Origin of the sequence: Streptomyces sp. NPDC127084 (assembly GCF_042724175.1) — a bacterium.
GTDB lineage: Bacteria > Actinomycetota > Actinomycetes > Streptomycetales > Streptomycetaceae > Streptomyces.
The window spans coordinates 17,548-39,477 of the sequence record NZ_JBHXFA010000018.1 but is presented as its reverse complement, the minus strand read 5'-3'; the positions used below and the strand labels follow the sequence as shown (position 1 = coordinate 39,477).

Genomic DNA, 21,930 nt, shown 5'->3' with positions numbered 1-21,930 from the left:
CCTCCGCCCGCCGCCCCCCCCCCCCCCGCGCCCCCCCCCCCCCCTCTGTGTTCAGTAGCGGGGACAGGATTTGAACCTGCGACCTCTGGGTTATGAGCCCAGCGAGCTACCGAGCTGCTCCACCCCGCGTCGGTGAACACAACCTTACGCCATGCGGAGCAAGATCCACACCACTTTTCCGTGCGACCCGCCAAGAAGGCCGTTCCCGGCACGCGCTACGGCGCGGATCGTCCGCACCAGCACGGCGCGTCCGCCCCACCAGCCCGGCGGATCCGCGCCTTCCGGCGACTACTCGGCGACCTCTGTCCGCTCCCACCACTCGTACACGGTCAGCCGCCCCTCGGTGCTGTCCTCGTGTCGCGTGGTGGCCTTGAAGTGCTCGTAGCCGCCGCGGTGCGGAATCTTCAGCTCGCGTCCTGGCGGCGTGATCGGCACGATCTTCCCCTGCAGGTCGTCCGGTCCGCCTTCCAAACGTGCCTTGGTAGCCATACCTCCAGTCTTGCCACCCCGGCGGCGGCGCGCACGTCCGGGCCCGACCCGGACGCCGAGCGCGTCCCGGAAGCCCGAGAGATCGCTCCAGGTGCCCCTGCCAGCTGCTCCACGATGAGGGACCCTGCCTCCGCCCACCCAGCGGTTGACCGAGATTCCACTACCTCTGGTGATCCTCCACTCACCCGCTGTCAGTGGCGATACGGCTGGGAGGGGATTTCCGACATGGAGACGCCGGGGGTGGCAGCACCGCCCGTGCACAGCGGGACACCGCGGCGCCCGACGGCGTTGTCCCGACTCATCGAGGGGGAGCCGTTCCAATGATCGTGACGCTCAACGCGGCGGTTCTGCTGGCTGTCGTCATCTACTTCCGCATTCGCCGACACGTCGAGGCGCGAAGCCGTTCGGACCAGTGGCTGACGGTGGCGATCGTGCTGGTCTTCGGGCTGCTCGTCGCACCGACGGACTTCGGACAGGGAATCCTGAACGTGGTCGGCCAACTCGTGCGGGGCATCTCGCAGTCGGGGGCCCAGTGACCCGCCTCGCCAGGTATTCGGTTTCGGGCACGCATCGGGCACGCACCTGGCCCGAAATACTGTCAGACGCACGGCGACCCGACCGGGAAATCCCGATCGGGTCGCGGAACACGCAGGTCAGAGCGCCAGTGATACCGCTCCGACGAGTAGGCCGTGTGGGACTCGAACCCACAACCAACGGATTAAAAGTCCGGGGGCCTATCGGACCAGTCAATGCCGCCCCGTGCCGCCTTGTGCCGCGTCGCATCGGTCACTGCTGGTCAGCGGCCCAGGTGTTCAGGCCTGAACACCTCCGCCGTGCCACTTCATGTCACCCGGTGACGCTTGATTATGGCGCGTTCGGCTGAGCATCGGCTGAGCAGAAAGGCCCCGCCACCTGCAGTGACGGAGCCTCGCTCGTTCCACATCCATCGTACCGGGCTACGCCGATGCGGGCACCGGATCGTCCCCGGCCTTCCGCGCACGGGGCACCACGGCCGCCGCCTTCTCCGCGATCTCCAGGTCCACCTCCCGCAGCAGCGACGTGTACGTGTCGGACGCAAGCTTGATCGTCGAGTGGCGCAGCGTCTCCTTGATGGCGTGGAGGTCGCCGCCGCCCGCGTGGATCAGCGTGGCCGCGCAGTGCCGCAAGTCCCGAAGGTTGATGGGCGGCAGGCCGACCGACTCGTACAGTCGGCGGAACGCCTTCGACACGACGTCCGGGTGCAGCCACTCCCCCGACTCGGCGGTGAACACCTTGCCCGTGTCGACCCAGTCGGCAGACTTCTCTCCCGCGGCCCGCTCCTCCGCAGCCCGCACGTTCCACGCGTCCCGCTCCTGCAGTTGGCGGGCGCGGTGCTCGCGCAGGGCCTGCACCGTCGCTCGATCCAGGCCGATGGTGCCCGCGCTGCCGTCCGTCTTCGGTACGTCTTCGACCGGGGTCCAGCCGTCGACGACGATCTCCTTGGCCACGGTGAGGGACTGTCCGTCGAGGTCGACGTTCACCCAGTCCTGGCCGACGCCCTCACCTCGGCGCAATCCACGGAACGCGATCAGGTGGAAGAAGGCATAGAGCCGGTCCGACTCGGCCGCGTCGAGGAACTCGCCCAGCTGTGCTGGTGTCCACACCATGACGGCGCTCGGCTGCTCGCCCGTCTCCCGCCACCGGGTGACGTGCTGGTCGGTCCACAGCACGGCCTTCGGTCGCTTGCCCGAGGCGAGCTCGACGTGGGCGGCCGGGTTGAAGGTGATGAGCTGTCGGCGGATCGCCCCGTTCAGCGCGGTGCGCAGCGTCGCCCGGATCCGCTGCTTCGTCGCCGGCCCGGTGACGCGGCGGTACGGCTTCATGTCCGCCAGCTTCTCCCGCTCCTGCTCCAGCTGGGCGCGCTCGGATACTTTCGGCACCCCGGGCCGGCCGCGCGTGCAGCGGGCCTCTTGCTCGCGGCGCGCCTGGTTCTCCGCACGGATCACCTCGTTGGCGTCGTCGACCGCGTCGAAGAATTCCTGGCAGTGACCGACGTTCAGACGGTCGAGGCGAAGGTGCCCGAGTGCTGGCCGGATGTGGACACGGATGTGGGACTCGTAGCCGCCAGTCGTCTTCTTCTTGGTCTTCTTCGAGGCCAGCCAGGTGTCGAGCCACTCGCCCACAGTCATCGCCCCGTTGAGCGGTACGCCAACGCCGAGCCGACGCGACACCTCGGCCGGTTCGGGGATCGGTGCACGTGTTTTCTGCAGGCCAGCGAGGAGGTCGCCGACGCGGCGCTGCGAGTCCTCGTCGTCGCCGGCCAGGTCGAGGATGGCGCGGATGCGGTCGAGGTCGGCCTGTGCGTCCTTGGCCAGCGGGTAGCCAGTGCGCTGAAACCGACGGCGCCCACGCGCCTCGTCCGGCGGCAACTCCTGGGCGACCCGGTGGCTGCCGTGCGACCTCTTCGACAGCTGCGGGCAGGCCGCGCCGAGCCGCTTGCCATCTGAGCCGCGGCACTCGCAGCGCTTACTGATACCGCCCGCGCGGCGCGACGTCACCATCAGGCACCACCCTTCGCTGATCACTCGCCCTCGTGGGCCCCATCTTTCTCTCCCTGCTGCTCTTCGGCTGCCTGCTTCTCTTTCCTCACCTGGGCGAGAGTTCATCCCAAGCTTCCCGCCGCTGGCCTGGAGTTCGGCTGCGCGCGCTCCTCGACGTCACCGTCCGCCCCGCCCGCCCGCCCGCCCGCCCGCCAAGGACGCATACCCGACGGCGGATACCTCGACTACGCCACCATCGAGACCGACTGGAAACAGTGATCCAGCAGTCGCACTACGATTCCGGAGAGCCACCCTCAGCAATAGCTCCACCACGCTCCAGCTTTTGTACAACAGCGTCAGCTACGAGGTCCGCGAATCTCTCTGAAAGGAGTCCCTCAAGAGCACTCCCGACCTCTGAGGGCAGTTCCTCGACGACTGAACCGAGGACTTCATCAGCACGCCTACCGTCAGGCCTGCCCGGTGACTCTTCGATTCTGCGGGAAGATACCACCTCTATGTCCTCAAGCGTCGGGGCACCAGGCTCAATGTACGACAGACTTGACGGAAGTAGCGGCGGAATTCCCCCAACTCTTCTAATCCCTTTACGGAATGCCCGCAGGCGTTCTTCAAGTGAAGTCGCATTCACATGGTAACGATGAGCAGAACTCAAAGCCCGCCTGTACAGTTCCGCTTCGCGGGCAAGATCCCCAAGGCGGTTACCTAGAGCCAGGAGCTCCTTCTGCAGCTCACTCAGGCGCTCAGCATCCCCATCAGCGGCATCGTCAAGCCGGTTCAACTCTGATTGAGCAGCGGCTGCCTGCGCCTCCGCATCGGCGAAGTCTTGCGCCGCCTGCCGATACTGAGCCACTTCCGCCATCCGGGCGTCTGCAATTTCCCGGAACGCCAGCGCCTGGTTGAGTCTCCCCACCAATTCTTCATGACTACGAGCATGGAGAAGTGAACCCGTCGCTTGTGCCGACGTCTGCCCACTGAACGAGTCAATCCCCGCAAGCCAGTTGATCCCGGCCAGCGGTTCACGCTTCTCTCCCGGCAAAATCTCAACCACCGGCGAGTTACCCACGGGAAAGATCAGCTCCCCCGGGGGAACACCCAGCGCGGCGGCCAGGACAAGCACTTCGGCAACGTTAATAGTTGTGCGACGTCCGCTCTCCAAGTTCGCCAAGACTGAACGCTGGATCGGCAGCCCCAGTTCCCCACAGCGGTCAGATAGCTGCTGCGCGCTCATCTTCCGCCGCTGTCGGTGCCTTCGCACCTCGGTGGCGATCGACAGGGCCAGACGGGTAGCCCAATCACCCTCGATCGGCTGCTGCTCCACAGCAATCCTCCAGGTTCACCGGACCAGCCACGCCTTGGCCGGACCCGGTCGGACAGGTTGTCATTATTCAGCAACGCTCTCATGGGTTTTGTGCTCGCACAAGACAACAGCGCTTGACACGGCCTGAACCAGGGGTCCACACTCGCCATACTTCCCCAGGAAGCAACTTCCTCAAGGAGTGTCACGAATAATGACAACGCTAGCTGAGCGGGGGCCTCTCACCCGCGACGAGCTACTTGCTCTCCCGGCCGCAGTCGGCGTCGAGACCGCAGCCCGGGCCTTCGGAATCGGCCGAACGACGGCTTATGCCCTGGTCAGGGCTGATCAATTCCCCTGCAAGGTGCTCCGCGCCGGCAAGACGTACCGCGTGATCACGCAAGACCTTCTCCGGGTCCTGCAGATCGTCCCGGAGAACAGCGAAGCCACTGGGGGTCCAGCCCCAGTGGCTTCGAGCGAGCACACCACCCACGCCGCCTGACAGCAGAGAAAGCGAGTGCCGCAATGACCATTATCCAGGACCAGCCCGCCACCACCAAGGCGAACTCGGGACAGGGTGAGGGGAACCTTCTCGCCACCGTCCTCTCCGCGCTCACCAGGGCGGGAGTCGGCGAAACCGTGATCGAGGACGCCCGCCGCGCCCTGGCCGCTGGTGTCGTCCACCTGCCGTTCGCCCAAGCCGTGCGCGACCAGCACAACCGCGACCTGCTCCCCGTTGTCGACATCCTCGGTGAGCTCATCGACCGCGTCGCCGACCAGCAGCCGCTCAAGCCCATCGCCGACATGATCCAGCGCGAGCAGGCCAAGGAGGAACAGGCCGAGGCCGGTCACTACCTGTGGTGCTCCGGCCGCTGCGTCCTCCAGCGCTGCGACGACGGGACCACGTACTTCGAGCACTACGCCCCCGCCGTCGAGGTCGTCATCAACGACACGCTCGGCGAGCAGGTCCGACTGGACGCCGAGCTCGCCACCGACGAGAACCTCGTCGACGACACGCCCAGCGTGTTCCTCCGGACCGGCAGCGGCAACGGCCTCATGTTCAACAGCACCTCGCTCGACCAGGCCATCACCAGCTTCGAGCAGTTCGTCGACGGCCTGCACAACCTCCGGCGCCTGATGGCCCAGGAGAAGGCCGAGTGACCACGCCCACCACTACCGCTGAAGCGGCCGAGGGTTCTGACACCTCCGGCCTCCCGGCCTGGCGCGAGTGCCGCCACTGGGATGGCGCACAGGGGCAGTACTGCAAGCAGGTCGACGGTGTCCGCCAGTACGTCACCGGCGACCGCTGCCCGACCCACACACCGAACGCCCTACAAGGCAGGCCTGAAGTCCCGCCGGGGCCGGGCTGGCCCGTCCACCGGGAGGCAGCATGACCAGCGAGGAGAACCGCCGGCCCGGGCAATGGCCCGTCGACAACCCAGTCGACGCCACACCTGAGAGCGACGAGGACCAGCTGTACGTGAACCGCGCCGCTGAACGCGCCCTGCGCGAGATGGTCCTCGACTCCATCCGGCACGACCTGAAGCAGCAGCCCAGCCCCGTGTGCGTCCTCGCGGCCGCACGCCGCTGGACCGAAGCCATCACCGCCGCGGGCGAGGAGATCGCCACCCAGATGCGGGACGCCGCATAGCCGTGAGCGGGCGCACTGGGGGTGCGCCCACTCACCGCGAACACCCTCTGTCAGACACGGAATTCAGAAGTGAGACGTTCGTGACCTCTCCCGGCATCACCGAGGCCCCCACCGCAGACGCGGAGACCATTCGGTCCTGGCTCGGCGTTCTCTACGGCCATGCAGACGGCCACGTGAGCATCACCTCCGACCACGACAACTTCGTCGGGCGCCGCTTTCCCGCGACGGACGAGGGCCTCGACGCCGCGACCGAGTACGCGCTCGAGCTCGACCGCCACAAGCCCAAAGGCATCTACGCCCAGACGACCACGCTGCGCGAACTCCCGCCGCCCGGGAAGCGTGGCGGCGAAGACCTTGCCCACGTCCTCACCTACATCTGGGCTGACGGCGACTACGGGACCATCGGCCACAAGCCCGGCCTCGATGACCTGCCGCACCCGCCGACGCCCGACGCGGTCGTGAAGGTCGTCGAGGACAGCGGCCTGCCCGTGCCCACCGGGTGGGGCTGGTCCGGCGGCGGCGGCAACCCCGTCTGGCTGCTCGCCGAGGCGCACACCCTGGGCGACGCCGACGACCGGGCGCAAGTCAAGAAGCTCACAACCGACGTCCAGGCCATCCTCGGTGCCGCAGCGTACCGGAACGGCTGGTGCTGGGACACGCAGGTCGGCAACCTCGACCGGCTGATGAAGCTCATCGGCACGGTCAACCGGAAGCCCGGCTGCCCGGAGCGGCCCACCGCGCTCGGCGAGTCGAGCGGCGCCGTGTACTCCCTGGACGAGCTCATCGCCGTCGTCGACCAGCTGGGGCCGCAGGCGCACGAGACGCTGGCGCTGGCGGCAAAGGAGAAGGAGCAGCGCCGGGCCGCCCGCCTCGGCATGAAGGTTCCCGCTCCCCGGGCTATCAGGCCGCAGGCTCAGCGCTCCGAACTGGGTGGACCCTTCGATGTCTTGCAGGACATGGCGTCCTGGGCGGACATCCTCGAGCCCGCCGGATTCACCTTCGAAGGCACGCACTCGGACGGCCGTGAGAAGTGGCTGCGTCCCGCATCCGGCGGCGATCGTCCGTCCAGCCCGTACAGCCTGCTGTGCAACGACTACGTCGCGATCAACTGGAGTGACCGCTCCGACCTTCCGGTCGGCAAGCTCGCCGGCGGGGAAAAGCTGACGAAGGGCACCGTCTTCGCCCACCTCCACTACGGGGGCAACCGCATCGCAGCGGGCGAGGACCTGATGCGGGCTGCCGCGGGCAAGCCGTGCCTGCCTGCTGCCCGCAGCCTCTCCGCCTCGGTGCTCTCGGAGATCCGGCGCCGCTGCCAGGAGCCTCGGCAGTGGCCCACCCGAGGGCAGAATCCTCCCCCCACAATCCCCAGAAATACGGGGCACTCCAATTCCGGGGATTCTGGGGGGACGAATCAGGGTCAGGAGGAGTGGGACGAGCCCATCTCAATCGACCCGCCGCCCCTACCCAAGTTCCCTGTCACCGCCCTCGGTACGGAGCTCGCCACCATCGTCAACGCCGTGTCCGAGGCGTACCAGGTCCCGGTCGACATGCCCGCCCTCACCGTGCTGGGCGCCATCTCTGCGGCCATCGGGGGGCGCCGGAACCTGCACGTCATGCCCGGCTGGACCGAGACGACGTCGCTGTGGGCGGTGCCGATCGCCGGGCCGAGCGAGCTCAAGTCGCCGATGCTGCGGTACTTCGCTGCCCCCATCAAGGTGGCCGAGAAGGTCCTGCGCGAGGCGGCCGAGCCCGAGATCGAAATGCAGGAGCAGGAGCGCCGCATCAACGAGGCCCGCATGGCGCAGGCCGAGAAGAAGGCCGCGACCGCCGCCGACAAGTCCCAGCGGGACGACGCCGAGGCGGACGCCAGCGAGGCCCGGCGGAAGCTCGCTGAGATCGGCGAGACGCGCGTTGCCCCCCGGATCCTCTTCGGCGACATCACGCCCGAGGCTGCCCAGGTGCGGGCTGCCGAGCACGGGGGGCGCATCGCTGTCCTCTCCGCAGAAGGAACGCTGTTCGAGATCCTGTCCGGCCTGTACTCACAGGGCAGGCCGAACATCAACTTCTTCCTGAATGCCTACTCCGGCGACGTCGAGCCGACCGACCGCATCACCCGGGCCAGCCGGCCGATGGACGCTGCGCACGTCGCGCTCGCCCTGGTTGTACAGCCCGCTGTCCTCGAAGGCCTCGGCCGCCAGCACAACAAAGCGCTGCGGGGAAAGGGCCTGCTCGCCCGCTTCCTGTACGGGTACCCGACATCCCTCGTCGGAAGCCGCAACATGCGCCCGACGCAGGTGCCGGATGAGCTGACCACCGGCTACCAGTTGCGCATGACCAGTCTTGTCGAGCAGGTCTGGGACACCCTCGACCCGACGGCCATGGTGTTCACCACCGCTGCCACCGACGCCCTGATCGAGTTCCGTAGCCAGCTTGAGCCGCGCCTGGCCGAAGGCGGCGACCTCCACTCGCTGGGCGACTGGGCAGGCAAGCTCCACGGTCAGTGCGCCCGCATCGCCGCCCTGCTCACCCTGTACACCAACCCCCACGCCCAGCGCGTCGACATTCAGCAGGTCCACCAGGCCGTGCAGATGGCGCCCTACCTGATCGCGCACGCCCGGCGCGTGTACGACCTCATGGGCCGCAACCGCGACGCTGAACTCTCGCCCGCCCGCGACCTTCTTGCCTGGCTGCGCCGCCGCCAGAAGCCCGAGGCGGACTTCAGTGAGCGCGACGCCTGGCAGGCCATGAAGAACGGCAAGGAGTGGGCGGAGACCGCCGACGACGTCAAGGACGCGATCCGCTCCCTCGAGGACTACGGGTGGGTTGCCGCCCTTCCTCAGCCGGAGCGCGAGCAGGGCCAGCGGGGGCGCAGCAAGTCGCCCCGCTTCATTCCTCACCCGTGGGTCTACGCCCCACCAGCCCCGTCACTCAAGGCCGCATAGGCCCCCCACAATCCCCAGAAATGAGGGACAGCCATGGACGCACCCGTACTGCCCGGCTTCATTGATCAGCGCGCTGAAGGCGCAGATCTGCGCGTGTGGTGCCGCTGGTGCTGTCACTGGCACATCCACGGAGCAGCGCCCGTGGGTGCCACCGTGCACCGCCTGGCCCACTGCTTCGCACCGGACAGCGAGTACCACGAGCACGGCTACCGGATTGCCGTGTCCGACCGTCCGTACAGCGAAGTACGGGCGTCCGTTCGCGCGGCCACTGCAGCGCAGCAGCGAGCACTGAGCGTGGGCCGGATCAGCGCCACGGTCCGTCAGCTGCGCGAGGAGGTTCCACCGGCCATCTCGTGAACGTCGACGACGTGGTCGCCGAGAAGATCGCCGCCGCCCGGGCCCGGGTCGAAGGCGAGAGGCGCCAGCGCGCAGCCCTCCCCGCCGCTCGCAAACGCGGCCTCGCTATCCGCCACGCCACCAAGCTCCGCGAAGCCAACTACCGCCGCACCTACCCCCAGAAGGAGACACCGTGAGCGTCAGCTTCCGCGACTGGCTCAGCCAGAATCGCCACCGCCGGGTGGAGCTCGCCGCCCTCGGCACGGTGCTCGGAGAGTGGATCACTGCCGAGGAGCTCCATGGTGCTCTGCACCACGGAGGGGCCGACAGTCACATGTGCGTCCTGCTGACCATGTTCAAGGACATGTGGCTCGGTATGACCGACCAGTGGGAATACGACTGTTCCGACTGTGGCACCGACAGCACGGACGAGCGGTACATGGTCCGCGACGACGTATGGGCCGCGGCCGGAATGTGCCCGTTCGGATTCCTGTGCATTGGCTGCATCGAGCAACGCCTCGGTCGTCGCCTGGCCGCTGCCGACTTCCTCGACCTCCCGCTGAACCTCGCCCCGGAGTACCGGCGCAGCGAACGGCTTTCCGCCCGGCTTGCTTCCGTCACCTGACCCATGCCGGCCGGGCCCGCGGATATCGGGCCCGGCCTCCAACCCAGCATTCCGCAGTTGCGCTCCAGACGGACACGACTGCCCACCCGAAGGAGGCCCCATGGCGGGCGAGACCACCATCACGATCGTCGGCAACCTGGTCGACGACCCCGAGCTCCGCTTCACCCCGTCCGGGGTGGCGGTCGCCAAGGTCCGCATTGCGTCCACCCCGCGCACATTCGACCGGCAGGCCAACGAGTGGAAGGACGGCGAGCCGCTGTTCCTTACCTGCTCCGTGTGGCGCCAGGCCGCGGAGAACGTCGCCGAGACCCTCGCCAAGGGGATGCGCGTCATCGTCCAGGGCCGCCTCAAGCAGCGCTCATACGAGGATCGCGAGCAGGTGAAGCGCACGGTCTACGAGCTGGACGTCGACGAGGTCGGCCCATCCCTCACCTACGTCTCCGCCGTCGTCACCAAGAAGAACAGTGGCGGCCAGTCGACCAACGGCCAGGCCCAGGCGGACGGATGGGGCGGCGCCCGCCCGGCACAGAACGGCCAGCCCGCAGGTGGCGGGTGGTCAACCACCCCGCCCGCCCAGCAGGCCGCCGCCGCCCAGTCCGAGCCCCCGTTCTGATCAAGGAGGACATCGCCATGACCAACAACGAACTGCTGATGCTTGCCGCCGGCACCAACCTCGGCGTCCTGCTGATGATCCTGCAGCACCTGATCGGCGAGCACCTGGACGCCCGCCGCGATCTGCGGACCGCGGCCGCCGTCCTCGCCCGAACCCAGAAGAACGAGGCGGTACGCGACTGGCGCGACGCCCTCACCACCCCGGAGCGCACGTGACCGCCATGTGCACCATCGACGGATGCGACAGGGCCGCCAAGGCTCGCGGATGGTGCGGCATGCACTGGTGGCGGTGGCGTCACCACGGCGACCCGAACTACTCGCCGCCGCGCCAGCCGGACATCTGTCAGGCGCCTGACTGTGGGCATGCCCCTTTCGCTACAGGGCTCTGCCAGAAGCACTACACCCGGCGACTCCGCCACGGCTCTCTCCTCGGGTTCCGTCCGCGTGAGAACGCGACCACCAGGTTCTGGATGCGCGTCGACAAAGACGGGGCTGGCGGTTGCTGGATCTGGACGGCGGCCAGAGGTGACCACGGGTACGGCACCCTGCAGGGAGACGACGGCCGCACGGTCGGCGCGCACCGGTTTTCCTACGAGCTGCACCACGGGCCGATACCTGAAGGGCTCTTGGTCATGCACAGCTGCGACAACCCGCCGTGCGTCAATCCCGACCACCTCTCCGTCGGCACCCACGCGGACAACATGCGCGACATGGCAACGAAGGGGCGCCAATGGCGTCAGGGGAAGGCGTCCTGATGAGCGGCGCCCCCGCAAGTTGCCAGCTGTGCGAGCGGAACCAGACCGACGGCTACCTCTGCCCCGGCTGCACCCTCGCCACAGCCCGGCGGCTCGACCGCATGTCCAAGCTCTACGCCGGGCTGGAGGCCTTCCTCCAGCCCGGCGGCAGGGCCAGCGCCCAGTACGGCCGCACACAGGCTGTGGACGCGCCACTCCCGGTCTCCGAACCCGCGTTCACCCTCCGCGGCCCCGGCGGGATCGTCGGCGTGCTGGAGGACTGGCGCTCGGCGATGCAGTCCGACCGCGGGTGGCGCGAACCGGCCGTCGCGGGCAACATCGAGCGTCGTGTCGCCGTTGCAGCCCGGGCGCTGTCGATGAACCTCGAATGGATCGCGGCGAGCTGGCCCCTGGCTGGTGCGTTCGCCGAGGAGATCCGCGACCTCGAGCGGGACGTCGCCTCGGTCGTCAACCCGTCCGACCCTACCGAGCGCGGTACCCGCCTCGGTGCGTGTCCGGCCGTCGACCCGAGCGGCGCCATCTGCGGCGCGATCCTGCGCCACTACCCCGGCCGGCCGCTGGTCACCTGCCGCTGGTGCGGCTGCGCTTACCCGCCGGCCAGCTGGCCCGACCTCAAGACCCTCATCGACCAGGACGAGCAGGAGGACCCATGCCCGAGCGAGTCGTCACCTGCCGCATGACGAACCGGTACGGCAACCGCTGCACCGCCGAAGCGCTCGACCCGGAAGGCGAGGCGATCATCTGTGCCCGGCACGCCGCGGAGGTCATGCGCACGATCAACACGGCTGAGAAGGGCCAGAGTTGAGCTCCGCACCCTTGCCATTATCACACCCCCCTGTGATAGTCTCGTGAGCGTGACCGAGAAGCCCTGGCGAGACCGGTTCAAGCACGAAGACGAGCTGGTGGAACAGCTCCAATCCGAGCTACTGGCAGCCGCCATCCGACGCGCCCAGGCACTCGCCGACGGCGTCGCCGAGATGGGCAGCGTCTACAAGGTCGCCAAGGAAGTCGGCAAGAGCTGGACCGCCGTCAGCAACGCGATCAAGAAGCACACCCCAACCGAATAGAAGCGGGGCCGGACGACAGCTCCCCAGGTGGTGGAACACCCGGGAGCGGCCGCGCCGCCCGACCCCTGACGCCCCCGGACGGCGCGCGAACGCCTGCCCGGGAACTTGACCACGAGAGAGACGGAAGCTCCTCATGGACCACCGGCATCTTCCCATGCCCCCGCGCCCCGGCGACTCTGACCCGGACCCCGATGAGGCCCTGCGACGCGTCCGCGCCAACCGCCCCGGCGGCGCGCGATGACCGACACCCGCATCGTCCTCGACGACGACACCCGCCAGCTCCTTGGCAAGGTGGCCGACAGGCTCGGCGGTTCCCAGCCCGAAGCCCCGATGCACGCCGCCAGCCGCCTCTACGAGGCCCTGCTCTGCTCCCAGGAGAAGCACGGCCTGACCGACGCAGCATTCGCCGCCGAGCAGCTGCTCCTCGCCGCCGCCCCGCAGGTCCGCCCCGGCCAGACCAGGGGCGAGTACGCCACCCTGCTGCGCCTCGTCGCAGAGGGGGTGCACCCGTGACCGGCCGTCGCATCGTCGCGATCACCACTGCCGACCACGGCGACGTGACCCTCCTCGAACCCTCCTGGTGCCTCGGTGAACACCCTGCAGAGGGGTGCCGGGAGGACGTCGAGCACAAGTGCGCCGACGTCCGACTGATGGTGCCAACGGCCTGCCACGGACCCGTCCTGGTGCTGACCGCGTCGCTCGTGCAGCGGCCGTTCAGCCCGAGCGACAGGCGCACGCTGGTCGCGGCCGAGCTTGACCAGTGGCACGAGTTCGACGCGCCCGTCCTGGACGCGGTCGCGGCAGCCCTGGTCCAGCACACCGAGACCCTGCGATGCCCCGCCCGCCGGCTGGCCGCGCCGAAAGGGGCCGGCCGGTGAAGACCCTGACCCGAGGCCAGATCGCCGTACTGACCGCCGCGACCCTGCCCATGATCGCCGCTGGAGCATTCGGTGCCTGGGGTACCTACAGCAACATCGCGAGCGAGTTCGGCAAAGCCGCCACCGCGGCCGGTGTCGTCGCCGCCGGGGAAGGCGTCGTGCTCATCCTGGCCCTCGTGATGCTCGGGCTGACGATGCTCGGCCAGGCCGCTCCGCTGCCCGTCCGCGCCGGCCTGTGGCTGGCGCCAGCCGCGGCCTCCAGCACCGGTCTGATCATCGCCGACAACACCCGTGAGGCGACCGTCTACATGATCACGCCCATGGCGATGTCCGCCGCAGCTGAAGGCCTCGGCCTTCTGGCCCGCCGCATCGTCGTCCACGGAACCGGCGTCGACACGGAAGCCCAGCGACGGAACGCCGAGACCGTGCAACGCCTGGCCTACCACCAAGCCCGCTCGGCCAAGCACCCCAGCGCCCGGGCCCGCAAACGCTCCGAGCGGGCCTCATGGCGCCTCGCCCGGCGCGTAGGGGTGGGCGACACGGCGCTCGGCGCCGATCTGATCCAGGTCCAGCGCGACCGGCTCCGGCAAGGCGCAGACACCGCCCTCGTCGGTATGTACGCCGTCACGCCGACCGCGCCCCAGGCGGCGCCGGTTCCCTCCCGACGCTCGGCCACCGAAGTGCTACGGCGGCGCTTCGCCGAGATGGACCCTGCTGATGCGATCCGCATCGCCCATGATGCGCACCCTGATACGCCCCCGGTCGAACTCGCCTCCCTGCTCATCACCTACGGCGTGATTGTCGACGCCCTACAGGTCGCCCTCGTGCTGGGCGGACAGCCCCACGAGGTGATCGTGGAGAGAGGTGATGCGGATGATGCGCATCACGATGCACCGCAGGTCAACCCCCTGCCGCCCGTGACCAAGACGCAGGCGATCCTCGACGCCGCCGCAGCCCTGGGACCCAGAACAAAGGCCTCCGACATCGTCGACCGCGTCCAGCGCATCAACCGCATCAACGTCGACGACGGATACGTCCGCACCGTCCTCTCGCGGGCGAAGAAGCCCAAGGCCGACGACAGCGGCGGCCCGATGCGAGGCGGCTACGCGTGATCACCTACCACGCCCTCGGCTACTGGGGACTACCCGCGTTCCTCGGCATCGCACTGCTCCTCAAGGTCCTGCCGCGCGACTCCCGAGCCCACCAGCTGCTCGCCCGCATCGCGCTCGCCGGCCTCCTCCTCATCGCCGCCATCGTCGGCCTCTCGTACTGAAGGACCCCACTGTGAAGACCGCGCTCCTCGCTGCCCCGCCTGCCGCGCCCTCCGGGCAGGGCGGTTCCGTCCCGATCTCAGTCCTGCTGATCATCGTCCTCGGCGGTGTCGCCTGGTGGATGTTCAAGCATGGCGACAAGACGAAGAAGCTCCACCTCATGCCCGGTTTCGTCTGTCTCGGACTCGGCCTGTCCCTCTCCGGCACCCAGATCGGCGCCATGATCGGACAGTTCTTCGGCAGCCTCGCCCAGATGCTCGCCACCTTCGCCGGCAACGCCTGACCGACCCGTGGCCACCGACCCCGAGGCCGACACCCTCGAACTGCCTCCCGTCCCGAACTTCGGGCACGGGAGGCCCCGGTGGGCCGCCCGCCGCATCCACCCCCGCCGCATCGGTCGCGGCCACAAGCTCCTCGCCAAGCAACTCAAGGCCTGGGTCATGGCCAAGCCCCCGGCCCGACTGGCGGGCCTCGGCCTCGGCGCGCTCCTCACCGTCCGCGCGGCCAACACCGAGCCCCGGCTCCTCGCTGCGGCCGCCGGCGCCTACATCATCGCCGCCTGGCGGGCAGGGCGCCCCGTACCGCCCACCGAGGACGACCTCAAGCGCCGCGTCATCGAAGGCGTCCACGCCCTCATGGGCGACCAGCCCGCAGTGTTCCTCCGGGACGTGTACGACGCCTTCCAAGCCCGCCCAGCCGCCGAACACCTCGACGACGCACGACTCCGAGCCGTCCTCATCCACTGCGGCATCACCATCCACAAGCAGGTCCGCATCGGCGACAAGGCCGGCCGCAGCGGCATCAAGCGCACCGACATCGAACCCCTCCTCCCCCCGCCCACGTAGACACCCCTCCTGAGGGCGTAGACGCAGATCAGAGCACCGGAGAAGGGGCCGTAGACCCCACCTGAACCGGCCGTAGACCGGCCCGTAGACCACCCGGAGACCCCGATGCGACGACACATCCATGCCCTTCTCCGCGCCGCCCTGCGCTTCGAACAGCCGCCGCTGTACTACTGCGTCAGCTGCGGCGGCCACTACCCCATCGGGCACTTCTGCCAGTAGGGCTGACGCACTGCCGAGATCGCGGGAGCATGGGCCATGGAGTCCGTTATCAAGATCCTCGTCGGCCTGAAACTGATCTGCCTGGTCGGGTTCTTCGCGATGTTGGCCCTCGCGCTGGTGTACACGACCTTCACCGAGCCGCCGCCGCTGCCCCACGAAGAGACCTGGGTCTGCAGGGATGGCGACGTGCAACCGCCGAGCCTCGACCGCGAAGGCTGTCTCCATCACGGCGGGTTGGATCACGTCGAGGATGGACGCCGATAGCGCACCATGGAGGTATGACGCAGCCCGTCCTCGTCGACCCCTACGCCGCCCACGCAGCCACCGGCATCAAGCCCGGCACCATCCGCCAATGGCTCCGCCGCGGCCACCTCACCCACCACGGCTACGACCACGCAGGCCGATCACTCATCGACCTCAACGAACTCCGAGCACACCTGACACCCAAGGCAGCTTGAACCATCAACCACCAGGTGTAACACTGAGGGCACGTCCAGCGTGCCCACACGCAGACGGCAAGCCATGAAAGCCCCGACCACCCCTCCGGTCGGGGCTTTCGCCATACCCACCCGTAGAGCACCCAGCGGCCGCCATGATGTCCCCTTCGTCCGCACCAGCCCAGGGGGGACCATGCGCACCAGAACCACTACCGCGATTACCGCCACATTGCTCATCAGCCTCACCGCTTGCGGCGGGGACGGCTCACCCGACGGCCACTCCGCCGCGATCATGTGCGAGGACTTCGTCAAGGACCGCCTCAAGTCCCCGGGCACAGCCGAGTTCCCCGGTGTCATGGACTCCGACTACGCCAAGACCACCGTCCAGAGCGGCACCAAGCCCTGGAAGTACGAGGTCACCGGAGTCGTCGACAGTCAGAACGGCTTCGGCGCCACCGTTCGCAGTAACTACGTCTGCACCGTCTCCACCAAGGACAACGAGACCTGGACCCTTGACGACATGCAGCTCACTCAACGCTGACCCACGCATGCCAGCGAGCCCGACCGGCGCGACGCAGATCGGGCTCACGCATGTGTGGAGGAACCCGTGGCCGGACGCGCCGAACTCACCAGCTACGACTACCGCAAGACCCGCGCACGCATCCTCGCCGAGTCCACCGTCTGCATCATGTGCGGCCACGACGGATCCCAAGCCGTCGACCACATCACGCCCGTCAGCAAGGGCGGAGCAGCGAAGGACCCGGACAACCTCGCGCCCATCCACGGCGTCGACGGCTGCGCGGTCTGCGGGCGCAAGTGCAACAACGACAAGGGCAGCAAGGCCCTGGCCGAGGTCACCCGCCTGGTCACCTCCCGTGACTGGTACGCCGGACCCTGACCCGGCTGCCCCACAAGGTCCAGGAACGGAGCACAGACCCTCCCGCGCTAGGTGCCCCCGGGCAGCCCCCTGACTCAGTGGCTCAGCTGGCATCCTCACCGAACTGTGTGATCACGCACTGGACTGCCTGGGCGCCTTTCGTGCGGGACGAGCCGCTCCCTGCGCCGTCGTCGTCGTTCCTGGAGCTGATGGGCATGGTCGAGGCGCACCGTCAGAGCAGCCCGTCAGGAGCTTCATGACGCACTGCGGCTCATGAAATTGACGGGATTGACCCCATGCGGTGGGTCTCGTCGGCAGGATGTCCGGCATGGAAGCAGAAGTCCTTGCAGGCATCATCGGTGCTGGCGCGGGTACCGTCGCCGCACTCCTCGGCGGGTGGCTCCAGCAGAGGCATCAGACGAAGCTGGCGAGGGAAGAGCGTGAAGCCGCCCGTCAGGACGCCGCCTTCGATACGGCCGCCGCAGCCGTGTTCGCGTTTCAGGACCTCTTCCGGCGCCGGAGGAGGGGTGGAACCGAGGAGGACTGGGAGCACCAGCTTCACGGCCAGGTGGACCGTCTCCGGCTCGCTGCTCTGACCCTGAACGAGACGAAGCTCCGGGAGCGCCTGGAGGAGGCCGCAGACCTGATCGTCAACTGGCAGCTCCTCGTTCCGAACGGTTTGGACGAGCCGCACGAGATCCGGGCTGCCCTTCAGGTGGCGGACCACGTGCGGGACGTGCTGGGGCAGTACCGGCGAACCGGCAAGGTTCCCGAGCCCTCCAAGGGCTATGCCGAGGCCAAGGGATGGATGGAGGAATGGGAGGAGCTGTACGAGGAGCAGCAGAGGCTGAGGCGGCTGGACAACCAGCGCTGACGCCCGTCATGACGGGTGCTTGCACCTTGAACTAATAGACCGCGTGATCGCGATCAGCAGGATACCTTCGTCCTCATACATGGCCTCGACTCCACTTGAGATGCGGGGCCTTTCGCATGCTTGGGAGGGCTCCAGTGGAGGACGAGATCTGGCTGACGGCCCGCGAGGCTGCCGAGCTGACGGGTGCGGCATCCCCGAGGACCGTGGCGACCTACTAGGCCACTCAGTGCCGATCAGACATGCATCTGACCTGCATCGATGCCTTCGATCTCCCGATGATCTCGATTTGATCCGGATGGATCAGCTTGATCGTTTTTGGGTGATCGTCTTCCCAGCCCCGCGCCCACCTTTTCTTTTTCTCTCCCCGGGCCGATCACGGCCAGATGATCATGAGGGGGTCGCTCGTGCCCAGGACCGCGAAGCCCGTCTACGGGCCGGTCGAGCAGGCCGTCCGCAGTGACGTCGAGCAGCTGGGTGACCTCGTCGGCGTGGAGCCGTCACTGTCGGAGATGGCGTACCGGCTGGCCCGCGAGATCGACTCCGGCGGCGGGGAGGACGGCAAGCAGATGCCGCAGTTGAACCGCGAGCTCCGGCAGACGCTCGCCCAGCTTCTCGAGGGGCGGGCCGCGGACGATGACGACGACCTCGGAGACCTGGGCTCCCCCGACTGAGTTCGCCGAGGATCTGCTTGAGCGCTATGGGCTCGTCTGTCCTCCGAGGTGGGGCACGCCCCGGCACCCGGATCGGCCGTCACTGGGGCCGAAGCTGTGGAAGGTCATGGAGCGGCTCGGTGCGCCGCCGATGCCGTGGCAGAAGTACGTGTCGGATGTGGCGCTGGAGCTCGACCCGGACACGGGCCGGTTCGCACACCGCGAGGTGGGCCTGTCCGTCTCACGCCAGCAAGGAAAGACCGAGCTCTGCTTGGCCGCGCAGGTCCATCGCGCGCTGGCGTTCCCCGGGCAGAACATCGTCTACGCCGCCCAGACCCGCAACGATGCGCGCAAGCGCTGGGAAGACGAGTTCTGGGAGAAGATCTCCGGCTCCTCACTGGTCAGGTACGCCCGCATTCGGAAGTCGAACGGCAACGAGGCGATTCTCTGGCCGGGGAAGCGCAGCCGGATGGGCATCACCGCGAACACGGAACGCGCCGCTCACGGCCCGCCGCTCGACCTCGGGTTCATCGATGAGGCGTTCGCGCACGAGGACGACCGACTCGAGCAGGCGTTCAGTCCGGCGATGTTGACCCGCCCCATGGCCCAGCTCTGGTGGGCTTCGGCTGGTGGCACGACGAAGAGCGTGTGGCTGAACAAGAAGCGCGAGACGGGGCGGGCGCTCATCGAGGCGCTATGGGAGGCGCTCGCCGAGGACCCCAACACCCGCCGCCCCGCGGCAGCGTACTTCGAGTGGTACGCCCCGGAGGATATGCCGCGCGATGACCCGGCGACCTGGTACGCGACACTGCCCGCACTCGGGCACACGGTCACCGAGGACGTGATCCGCGCCGAGCTGGAGAAGATGGCCAACGACCCCAGCGGATTCGACCGGGCGTACCTGAACCGGACGCGGAAGCCCATGCCGCCATCCGACCCGAACGTGCCGAAGGCGAAGTGGCCTGGCATGGTCGACGCGGAGTCGAAGCCGAGGGGTGATCTGGCGTTCGCCGTCGACGTATCCCAGGACCGCAGTTCGTCCTCGATCGGCGCGGCCATCAAGCGGCCAGACGGCAAGGTGCACCTCGAGGTCGTCGACCGGCGTGCGGGTACGGACTGGGTGGTGCCCGCTCTGGTGCGGCTCAAGAAGCTGTGGGGCCCGCTGCTCGTCGCGATCGGTTCGTCCGGTGCGCCGGCCGGGTCGCTCATCGACGACCTGATCGTCGCCGGAATCACGGTGCCGGAGGACAAGGACCGCCCGCACCGCGGGCACCTGGTGGTGATGAGGCACAACGACATGACCGAGGCGTGCGGGCAGCTGGCGGACGCCATGAACCAGGGCACCGCCGTCCACCTGGACCAGTCGCCGCTCACAGCGGCGGTGAATGGCGCGCGCACCCGCCGCGTCGGCGACGCCTGGGTGCTGGACCGGACGAGCAGCCTGGTCGACGTGGCGCCGTTGGTCGCTGTCGCCGAAGCCCGTTGGGCACTGCTCTCGCGCGGCCCTGCCGTGTTGGACGACTACGACCTGATGAACAGCGTTCTGTGAGGAGGGATCTGGCGTGAGCCCGACTCTGGGACGGGATGGGGTGTGGTACGCCGGTGGTGGGCCGCCGGCCGTGGCTGGCTGGAGGCGAGTCACCCGGGCGGTGGCGGCTCCGTTCCGGTGGATGGCTGGTGTCAGCAAGCGAGCGATCACCTCGCTGCCGTGGATCGCGGGAGGGCCGCGCAGCGGCTCGATCTCCTCGCAACGGGCGATGTCGCTGGTGCCGCTATTCGCCTGCGTTCGGATCCTCGCCGACTCGATCGCGTCGCTTCCGGTCCAGACGTACCGGAAGAACGGCGCGTCGCGGGAGATGCTGACGTTCGTCCCCTCGCTGCTGTTCCAACCGGCTGCGCGGGACAACCTGTTCGAGTGGCTGCACAAGCTCGTAGTGTCCCTCGGGCTGCGCGGCAACGCCTACGGGCTGATCACGCAGCGGGACGCCTTCGGGTTCCCCACTTCGATCGAGTGGCTGAACCCGGACGATGTCTGGGTCGATGAGCTTCGGCCGACGATGCCGGTCTTCTACTGGCAGGGGCACGAGGTCGCCCGGGAGCTGATCGTCCACATCCCGTGGGTGGTCCTGCCCGGCAAAGTCGTGGGCCTGTCGCCCATTAGTCATTTCGCGCGGACGATCGGCGTAGGCCTCTCGGCAACCGAGTACGGGCTGTCGTGGTTCGACAACGGAGGCACCCCGCCGTCCGTGTTGAAGAACTCGGCCAAGACCGTCACACCGGATGACTCCGCGGAGATCTCGGACCGGCTGTCGGCCCGGATTCGCTCCCGCAAGCCGCTGGTCCTCGGATCGGACTGGGACTTCACTGCGCTGCAGGTGAACCCGGAGGAGTCGCAGTTCATTGAGACGATGCGGCTCAACGCCTCGCAGATTGCCGCGATCTACGGCGTTCCCCCGGAGATGGTGGGTGGCGACTCCGGCGGGTCGATGACCTATGCGAACGTCGAGCAGAACGCGATCAACTTCGCCAACTTCACGCTGCGGCCCTGGCTGTCGCGGATCGAGACCAAGCTGTCCGCGCTCATGCCCGGGCGGGAGTTCGTGAAGTTCAACGTCGACGCGATGATCCGGGTCGATCTGATGACCCGCTACCAGGCGCACTCGATCGCGCTCACGGGCGGCTGGCGCAACCGCGACGAGGTCCGTGCCTTGGAAGACCTGCCGCCGCTCCCGGACGGCCAAGGGCAGGTCTACCTGCCCGTGGCGATGCTCGGCGGCCCCAGCAACTCTCCGGCCTCTGTGCCGGAGGATCCCAACCCATCCGAGTGAGGAGGCCGACCGTGGCCGACCTGGAGAGGCGCTACACCGCGGTGCCCGTCGAGCTGCGGGCCGCCAAGGAGCAGCGCACTATCAACGGCTACGCAGCCGTGTTCAACCGTGAATCGTCCAACCTCGGTGGCTTCGTCGAGGTCGTCGACTCGCGGGCCTTCAACAAGTCCCGAGGTGACGGTTGGCCCGACGTCATCGCCCGCTACAACCACGACGACAACATGCTGCTGGGCACGGTGGCCGGTGGCACGCTGCGGCTCCAGGTTGACGACACGGGCCTGATGTACGACGTCGACCCGCCGCAGGCCCGCGCGGACATCCTGGAGCTGGTGGCGCGCGGCGATGTCCGCAAGAGCTCGTTCGCGTTTCGCACGGTCGAGGACGACTGGGGTATGACCGACCAGGGCTTTCCCAAGCGCACGCTGCTCGCGGCGCAGCTGGTCGACGTGGCCCCGGTCAACATCCCTGCCTACCCCGACTCTTCTGCTGGCCTTCGCTCTCTCGCGGCCCATGTCGGCGCCGAGCTCGAAGAAGTCCGGTCGCTGGCCGCCGAGGGCGAGCTGCGCAAGCTTTTCCGCCGCACGGACGGGCCCGGGCCGGCCAAGCCGCAGACCCTTGGTGCGGCGGCGCGCATGGCGCTGCTAGCGCGGCGGGAGTCCCCGCACCTGTGACCCACCCATGGGGCAGGCCGACAGCCACCCCAGCAACACCCTCGGCCTGCCTGGTGCAGGCCTTTCGCATGT

General features: G+C 68.3%; 33 protein-coding genes and 1 tRNA gene. 30 read left to right on the top strand and 4 right to left on the bottom strand.

The window, feature by feature from the left end; all coding sequences use genetic code 11:
• Positions 1-55 precede the first annotated feature (55 nt).
• Both ACFWI9_RS07100 and ACFWI9_RS07095 read right to left on the bottom strand, forming a co-directional pair.
• Positions 56-129 (bottom strand) — tRNA-Met (locus ACFWI9_RS07100).
• Positions 130-288: 159 nt separating this feature from the next.
• A complete protein-coding gene (locus ACFWI9_RS07095; protein WP_387159508.1) occupies positions 289-489 on the bottom strand; it encodes a DUF5988 family protein in 201 nt (66 codons plus the stop codon).
• Positions 490-809: 320 nt separating this feature from the next.
• Between ACFWI9_RS07095 and ACFWI9_RS07090 the strand changes: the two genes are divergently transcribed.
• Positions 810-1,025: a hypothetical protein gene (locus ACFWI9_RS07090; RefSeq protein ID WP_387159507.1), complete on the top strand. Its 216-nt coding sequence runs from the start codon at positions 810-812 to the stop codon at positions 1,023-1,025.
• Between the two features lie 420 nt (positions 1,026-1,445).
• Here the strand turns inward: ACFWI9_RS07090 and ACFWI9_RS07085 are convergent, their stop codons facing one another.
• Both ACFWI9_RS07085 and ACFWI9_RS07080 read right to left on the bottom strand, forming a co-directional pair.
• Positions 1,446-3,029, bottom strand: coding sequence for a tyrosine-type recombinase/integrase (locus ACFWI9_RS07085; RefSeq protein ID WP_387159506.1), 1,584 nt, complete (start codon positions 3,027-3,029; stop codon positions 1,446-1,448).
• Between the two features lie 271 nt (positions 3,030-3,300).
• Positions 3,301-4,344: a helix-turn-helix domain-containing protein gene (locus ACFWI9_RS07080; RefSeq protein WP_387159505.1), complete on the bottom strand. Its 1,044-nt coding sequence runs from the start codon at positions 4,342-4,344 to the stop codon at positions 3,301-3,303.
• Positions 4,345-4,534: 190 nt separating this feature from the next.
• Here ACFWI9_RS07080 and ACFWI9_RS07075 point away from each other — a divergent pair, with 190 nt between their 5' ends.
• The 29 genes from ACFWI9_RS07075 (at position 4,535) to ACFWI9_RS06935 (ending at position 21,858) form a co-directional block, all read left to right on the top strand.
• Positions 4,535-4,822, top strand: coding sequence for a helix-turn-helix domain-containing protein (locus ACFWI9_RS07075; protein WP_387159504.1), 288 nt, complete (start codon positions 4,535-4,537; stop codon positions 4,820-4,822).
• A gap of 23 nt (positions 4,823-4,845) precedes the next feature.
• Positions 4,846-5,481: a hypothetical protein gene (locus ACFWI9_RS07070; protein ID WP_387159503.1), complete on the top strand. Its 636-nt coding sequence runs from the start codon at positions 4,846-4,848 to the stop codon at positions 5,479-5,481.
• Positions 5,478-5,714 (top strand): hypothetical protein, encoded by a 237-nt coding sequence (locus ACFWI9_RS07065; RefSeq protein ID WP_387159502.1) that lies wholly within the window; start codon positions 5,478-5,480, stop codon positions 5,712-5,714. Before ACFWI9_RS07070 ends, ACFWI9_RS07065 begins: the two co-directional genes overlap by 4 nt.
• Positions 5,711-5,971, top strand: a complete 261-nt coding sequence (locus tag ACFWI9_RS07060) for a hypothetical protein (RefSeq protein WP_387159501.1) — start codon at positions 5,711-5,713, stop codon at positions 5,969-5,971. The genes ACFWI9_RS07065 and ACFWI9_RS07060 overlap by 4 nt, the downstream gene beginning before the upstream one ends.
• Before the next feature lie 80 nt (positions 5,972-6,051).
• Positions 6,052-8,913 (top strand): YfjI family protein, encoded by a 2,862-nt coding sequence (locus tag ACFWI9_RS07055; RefSeq protein ID WP_387159500.1) that lies wholly within the window; start codon positions 6,052-6,054, stop codon positions 8,911-8,913.
• 33 nt (positions 8,914-8,946) lie between these two features.
• The gene (locus ACFWI9_RS07050; protein ID WP_387159499.1) at positions 8,947-9,270 is read left to right on the top strand and encodes a hypothetical protein; all 324 of its coding nucleotides are present in this window, start codon (positions 8,947-8,949) and stop codon (positions 9,268-9,270) included.
• On the top strand, positions 9,267-9,446 hold the full coding sequence (locus tag ACFWI9_RS07045) for a hypothetical protein (RefSeq protein WP_387159498.1): 180 nt from the start codon (positions 9,267-9,269) through the stop codon (positions 9,444-9,446). The genes ACFWI9_RS07050 and ACFWI9_RS07045 overlap by 4 nt, the downstream gene beginning before the upstream one ends.
• Entirely contained in the window at positions 9,443-9,874 is a 432-nt protein-coding gene (locus ACFWI9_RS07040; protein WP_387159497.1) for a hypothetical protein, read from the top strand. Before ACFWI9_RS07045 ends, ACFWI9_RS07040 begins: the two co-directional genes overlap by 4 nt.
• 100 nt (positions 9,875-9,974) lie before the next feature.
• Entirely contained in the window at positions 9,975-10,487 is a 513-nt protein-coding gene (locus ACFWI9_RS07035; RefSeq protein WP_387159496.1) for a single-stranded DNA-binding protein, read from the top strand.
• 17 nt (positions 10,488-10,504) lie between these two features.
• Entirely contained in the window at positions 10,505-10,702 is a 198-nt protein-coding gene (locus ACFWI9_RS07030; RefSeq protein ID WP_387159495.1) for a hypothetical protein, read from the top strand.
• Positions 10,703-10,956: 254 nt separating this feature from the next.
• On the top strand, positions 10,957-11,241 hold the full coding sequence (locus ACFWI9_RS07025; protein ID WP_387159494.1) for an HNH endonuclease signature motif containing protein: 285 nt from the start codon (positions 10,957-10,959) through the stop codon (positions 11,239-11,241).
• The gene (locus ACFWI9_RS07020) at positions 11,241-11,921 is read left to right on the top strand and encodes a hypothetical protein (protein ID WP_387159493.1); all 681 of its coding nucleotides are present in this window, start codon (positions 11,241-11,243) and stop codon (positions 11,919-11,921) included. The genes ACFWI9_RS07025 and ACFWI9_RS07020 overlap by 1 nt, the downstream gene beginning before the upstream one ends.
• Positions 11,891-12,046, top strand: coding sequence for a hypothetical protein (locus tag ACFWI9_RS07015; RefSeq protein WP_387159492.1), 156 nt, complete (start codon positions 11,891-11,893; stop codon positions 12,044-12,046). The genes ACFWI9_RS07020 and ACFWI9_RS07015 overlap by 31 nt, the downstream gene beginning before the upstream one ends.
• A 49-nt stretch (positions 12,047-12,095) precedes the next feature.
• Entirely contained in the window at positions 12,096-12,308 is a 213-nt protein-coding gene (locus tag ACFWI9_RS07010; RefSeq protein ID WP_387159491.1) for a hypothetical protein, read from the top strand.
• Between the two features lie 237 nt (positions 12,309-12,545).
• On the top strand, positions 12,546-12,821 hold the full coding sequence (locus tag ACFWI9_RS07005; protein ID WP_387159490.1) for a hypothetical protein: 276 nt from the start codon (positions 12,546-12,548) through the stop codon (positions 12,819-12,821).
• A complete protein-coding gene (locus ACFWI9_RS07000; RefSeq protein WP_387159489.1) occupies positions 12,818-13,186 on the top strand; it encodes a DUF6907 domain-containing protein in 369 nt (122 codons plus the stop codon). The genes ACFWI9_RS07005 and ACFWI9_RS07000 overlap by 4 nt, the downstream gene beginning before the upstream one ends.
• Complete coding sequence (locus ACFWI9_RS06995; protein ID WP_387159488.1) at positions 13,183-14,298, top strand: hypothetical protein; 1,116 nt, start codon at positions 13,183-13,185, stop codon at positions 14,296-14,298. Before ACFWI9_RS07000 ends, ACFWI9_RS06995 begins: the two co-directional genes overlap by 4 nt.
• Positions 14,295-14,459, top strand: coding sequence for a hypothetical protein (locus ACFWI9_RS06990; RefSeq protein ID WP_387159487.1), 165 nt, complete (start codon positions 14,295-14,297; stop codon positions 14,457-14,459). The genes ACFWI9_RS06995 and ACFWI9_RS06990 overlap by 4 nt, the downstream gene beginning before the upstream one ends.
• Before the next feature lie 11 nt (positions 14,460-14,470).
• Positions 14,471-14,740: a hypothetical protein gene (locus ACFWI9_RS06985; RefSeq protein ID WP_387159486.1), complete on the top strand. Its 270-nt coding sequence runs from the start codon at positions 14,471-14,473 to the stop codon at positions 14,738-14,740.
• Between the two features lie 7 nt (positions 14,741-14,747).
• Positions 14,748-15,302, top strand: a complete 555-nt coding sequence (locus ACFWI9_RS06980; RefSeq protein WP_387159485.1) for a hypothetical protein — start codon at positions 14,748-14,750, stop codon at positions 15,300-15,302.
• Between the two features lie 255 nt (positions 15,303-15,557).
• Entirely contained in the window at positions 15,558-15,785 is a 228-nt protein-coding gene (locus tag ACFWI9_RS06975) for a hypothetical protein (RefSeq protein WP_387159484.1), read from the top strand.
• A 14-nt stretch (positions 15,786-15,799) separates the two neighbouring features.
• Positions 15,800-15,979, top strand: coding sequence for a hypothetical protein (locus tag ACFWI9_RS06970; protein ID WP_387159483.1), 180 nt, complete (start codon positions 15,800-15,802; stop codon positions 15,977-15,979).
• A 172-nt stretch (positions 15,980-16,151) separates the two neighbouring features.
• The gene (locus ACFWI9_RS06965) at positions 16,152-16,499 is read left to right on the top strand and encodes a hypothetical protein (RefSeq protein WP_387159482.1); all 348 of its coding nucleotides are present in this window, start codon (positions 16,152-16,154) and stop codon (positions 16,497-16,499) included.
• A gap of 66 nt (positions 16,500-16,565) precedes the next feature.
• On the top strand, positions 16,566-16,856 hold the full coding sequence (locus tag ACFWI9_RS06960; protein WP_387159481.1) for an HNH endonuclease: 291 nt from the start codon (positions 16,566-16,568) through the stop codon (positions 16,854-16,856).
• 298 nt (positions 16,857-17,154) lie between these two features.
• Positions 17,155-17,709 carry a hypothetical protein gene (locus ACFWI9_RS06955; RefSeq protein WP_387159480.1) on the top strand — a complete coding sequence of 185 codons (555 nt, stop codon included), beginning with the start codon at positions 17,155-17,157 and terminating at the stop codon, positions 17,707-17,709.
• A 404-nt stretch (positions 17,710-18,113) separates the two neighbouring features.
• Positions 18,114-18,380: a hypothetical protein gene (locus ACFWI9_RS06950; RefSeq protein WP_387159479.1), complete on the top strand. Its 267-nt coding sequence runs from the start codon at positions 18,114-18,116 to the stop codon at positions 18,378-18,380.
• Positions 18,343-19,908: a terminase large subunit domain-containing protein gene (locus ACFWI9_RS06945; protein ID WP_387159478.1), complete on the top strand. Its 1,566-nt coding sequence runs from the start codon at positions 18,343-18,345 to the stop codon at positions 19,906-19,908. The genes ACFWI9_RS06950 and ACFWI9_RS06945 overlap by 38 nt, the downstream gene beginning before the upstream one ends.
• Positions 19,909-20,029: 121 nt before the next feature.
• Positions 20,030-21,187, top strand: a complete 1,158-nt coding sequence (locus ACFWI9_RS06940) for a phage portal protein (protein WP_387159477.1) — start codon at positions 20,030-20,032, stop codon at positions 21,185-21,187.
• 11 nt (positions 21,188-21,198) lie between these two features.
• Complete coding sequence (locus ACFWI9_RS06935) at positions 21,199-21,858, top strand: HK97 family phage prohead protease (protein ID WP_387159476.1); 660 nt, start codon at positions 21,199-21,201, stop codon at positions 21,856-21,858.
• The last annotated feature ends 72 nt before the right edge of the window (positions 21,859-21,930 follow it).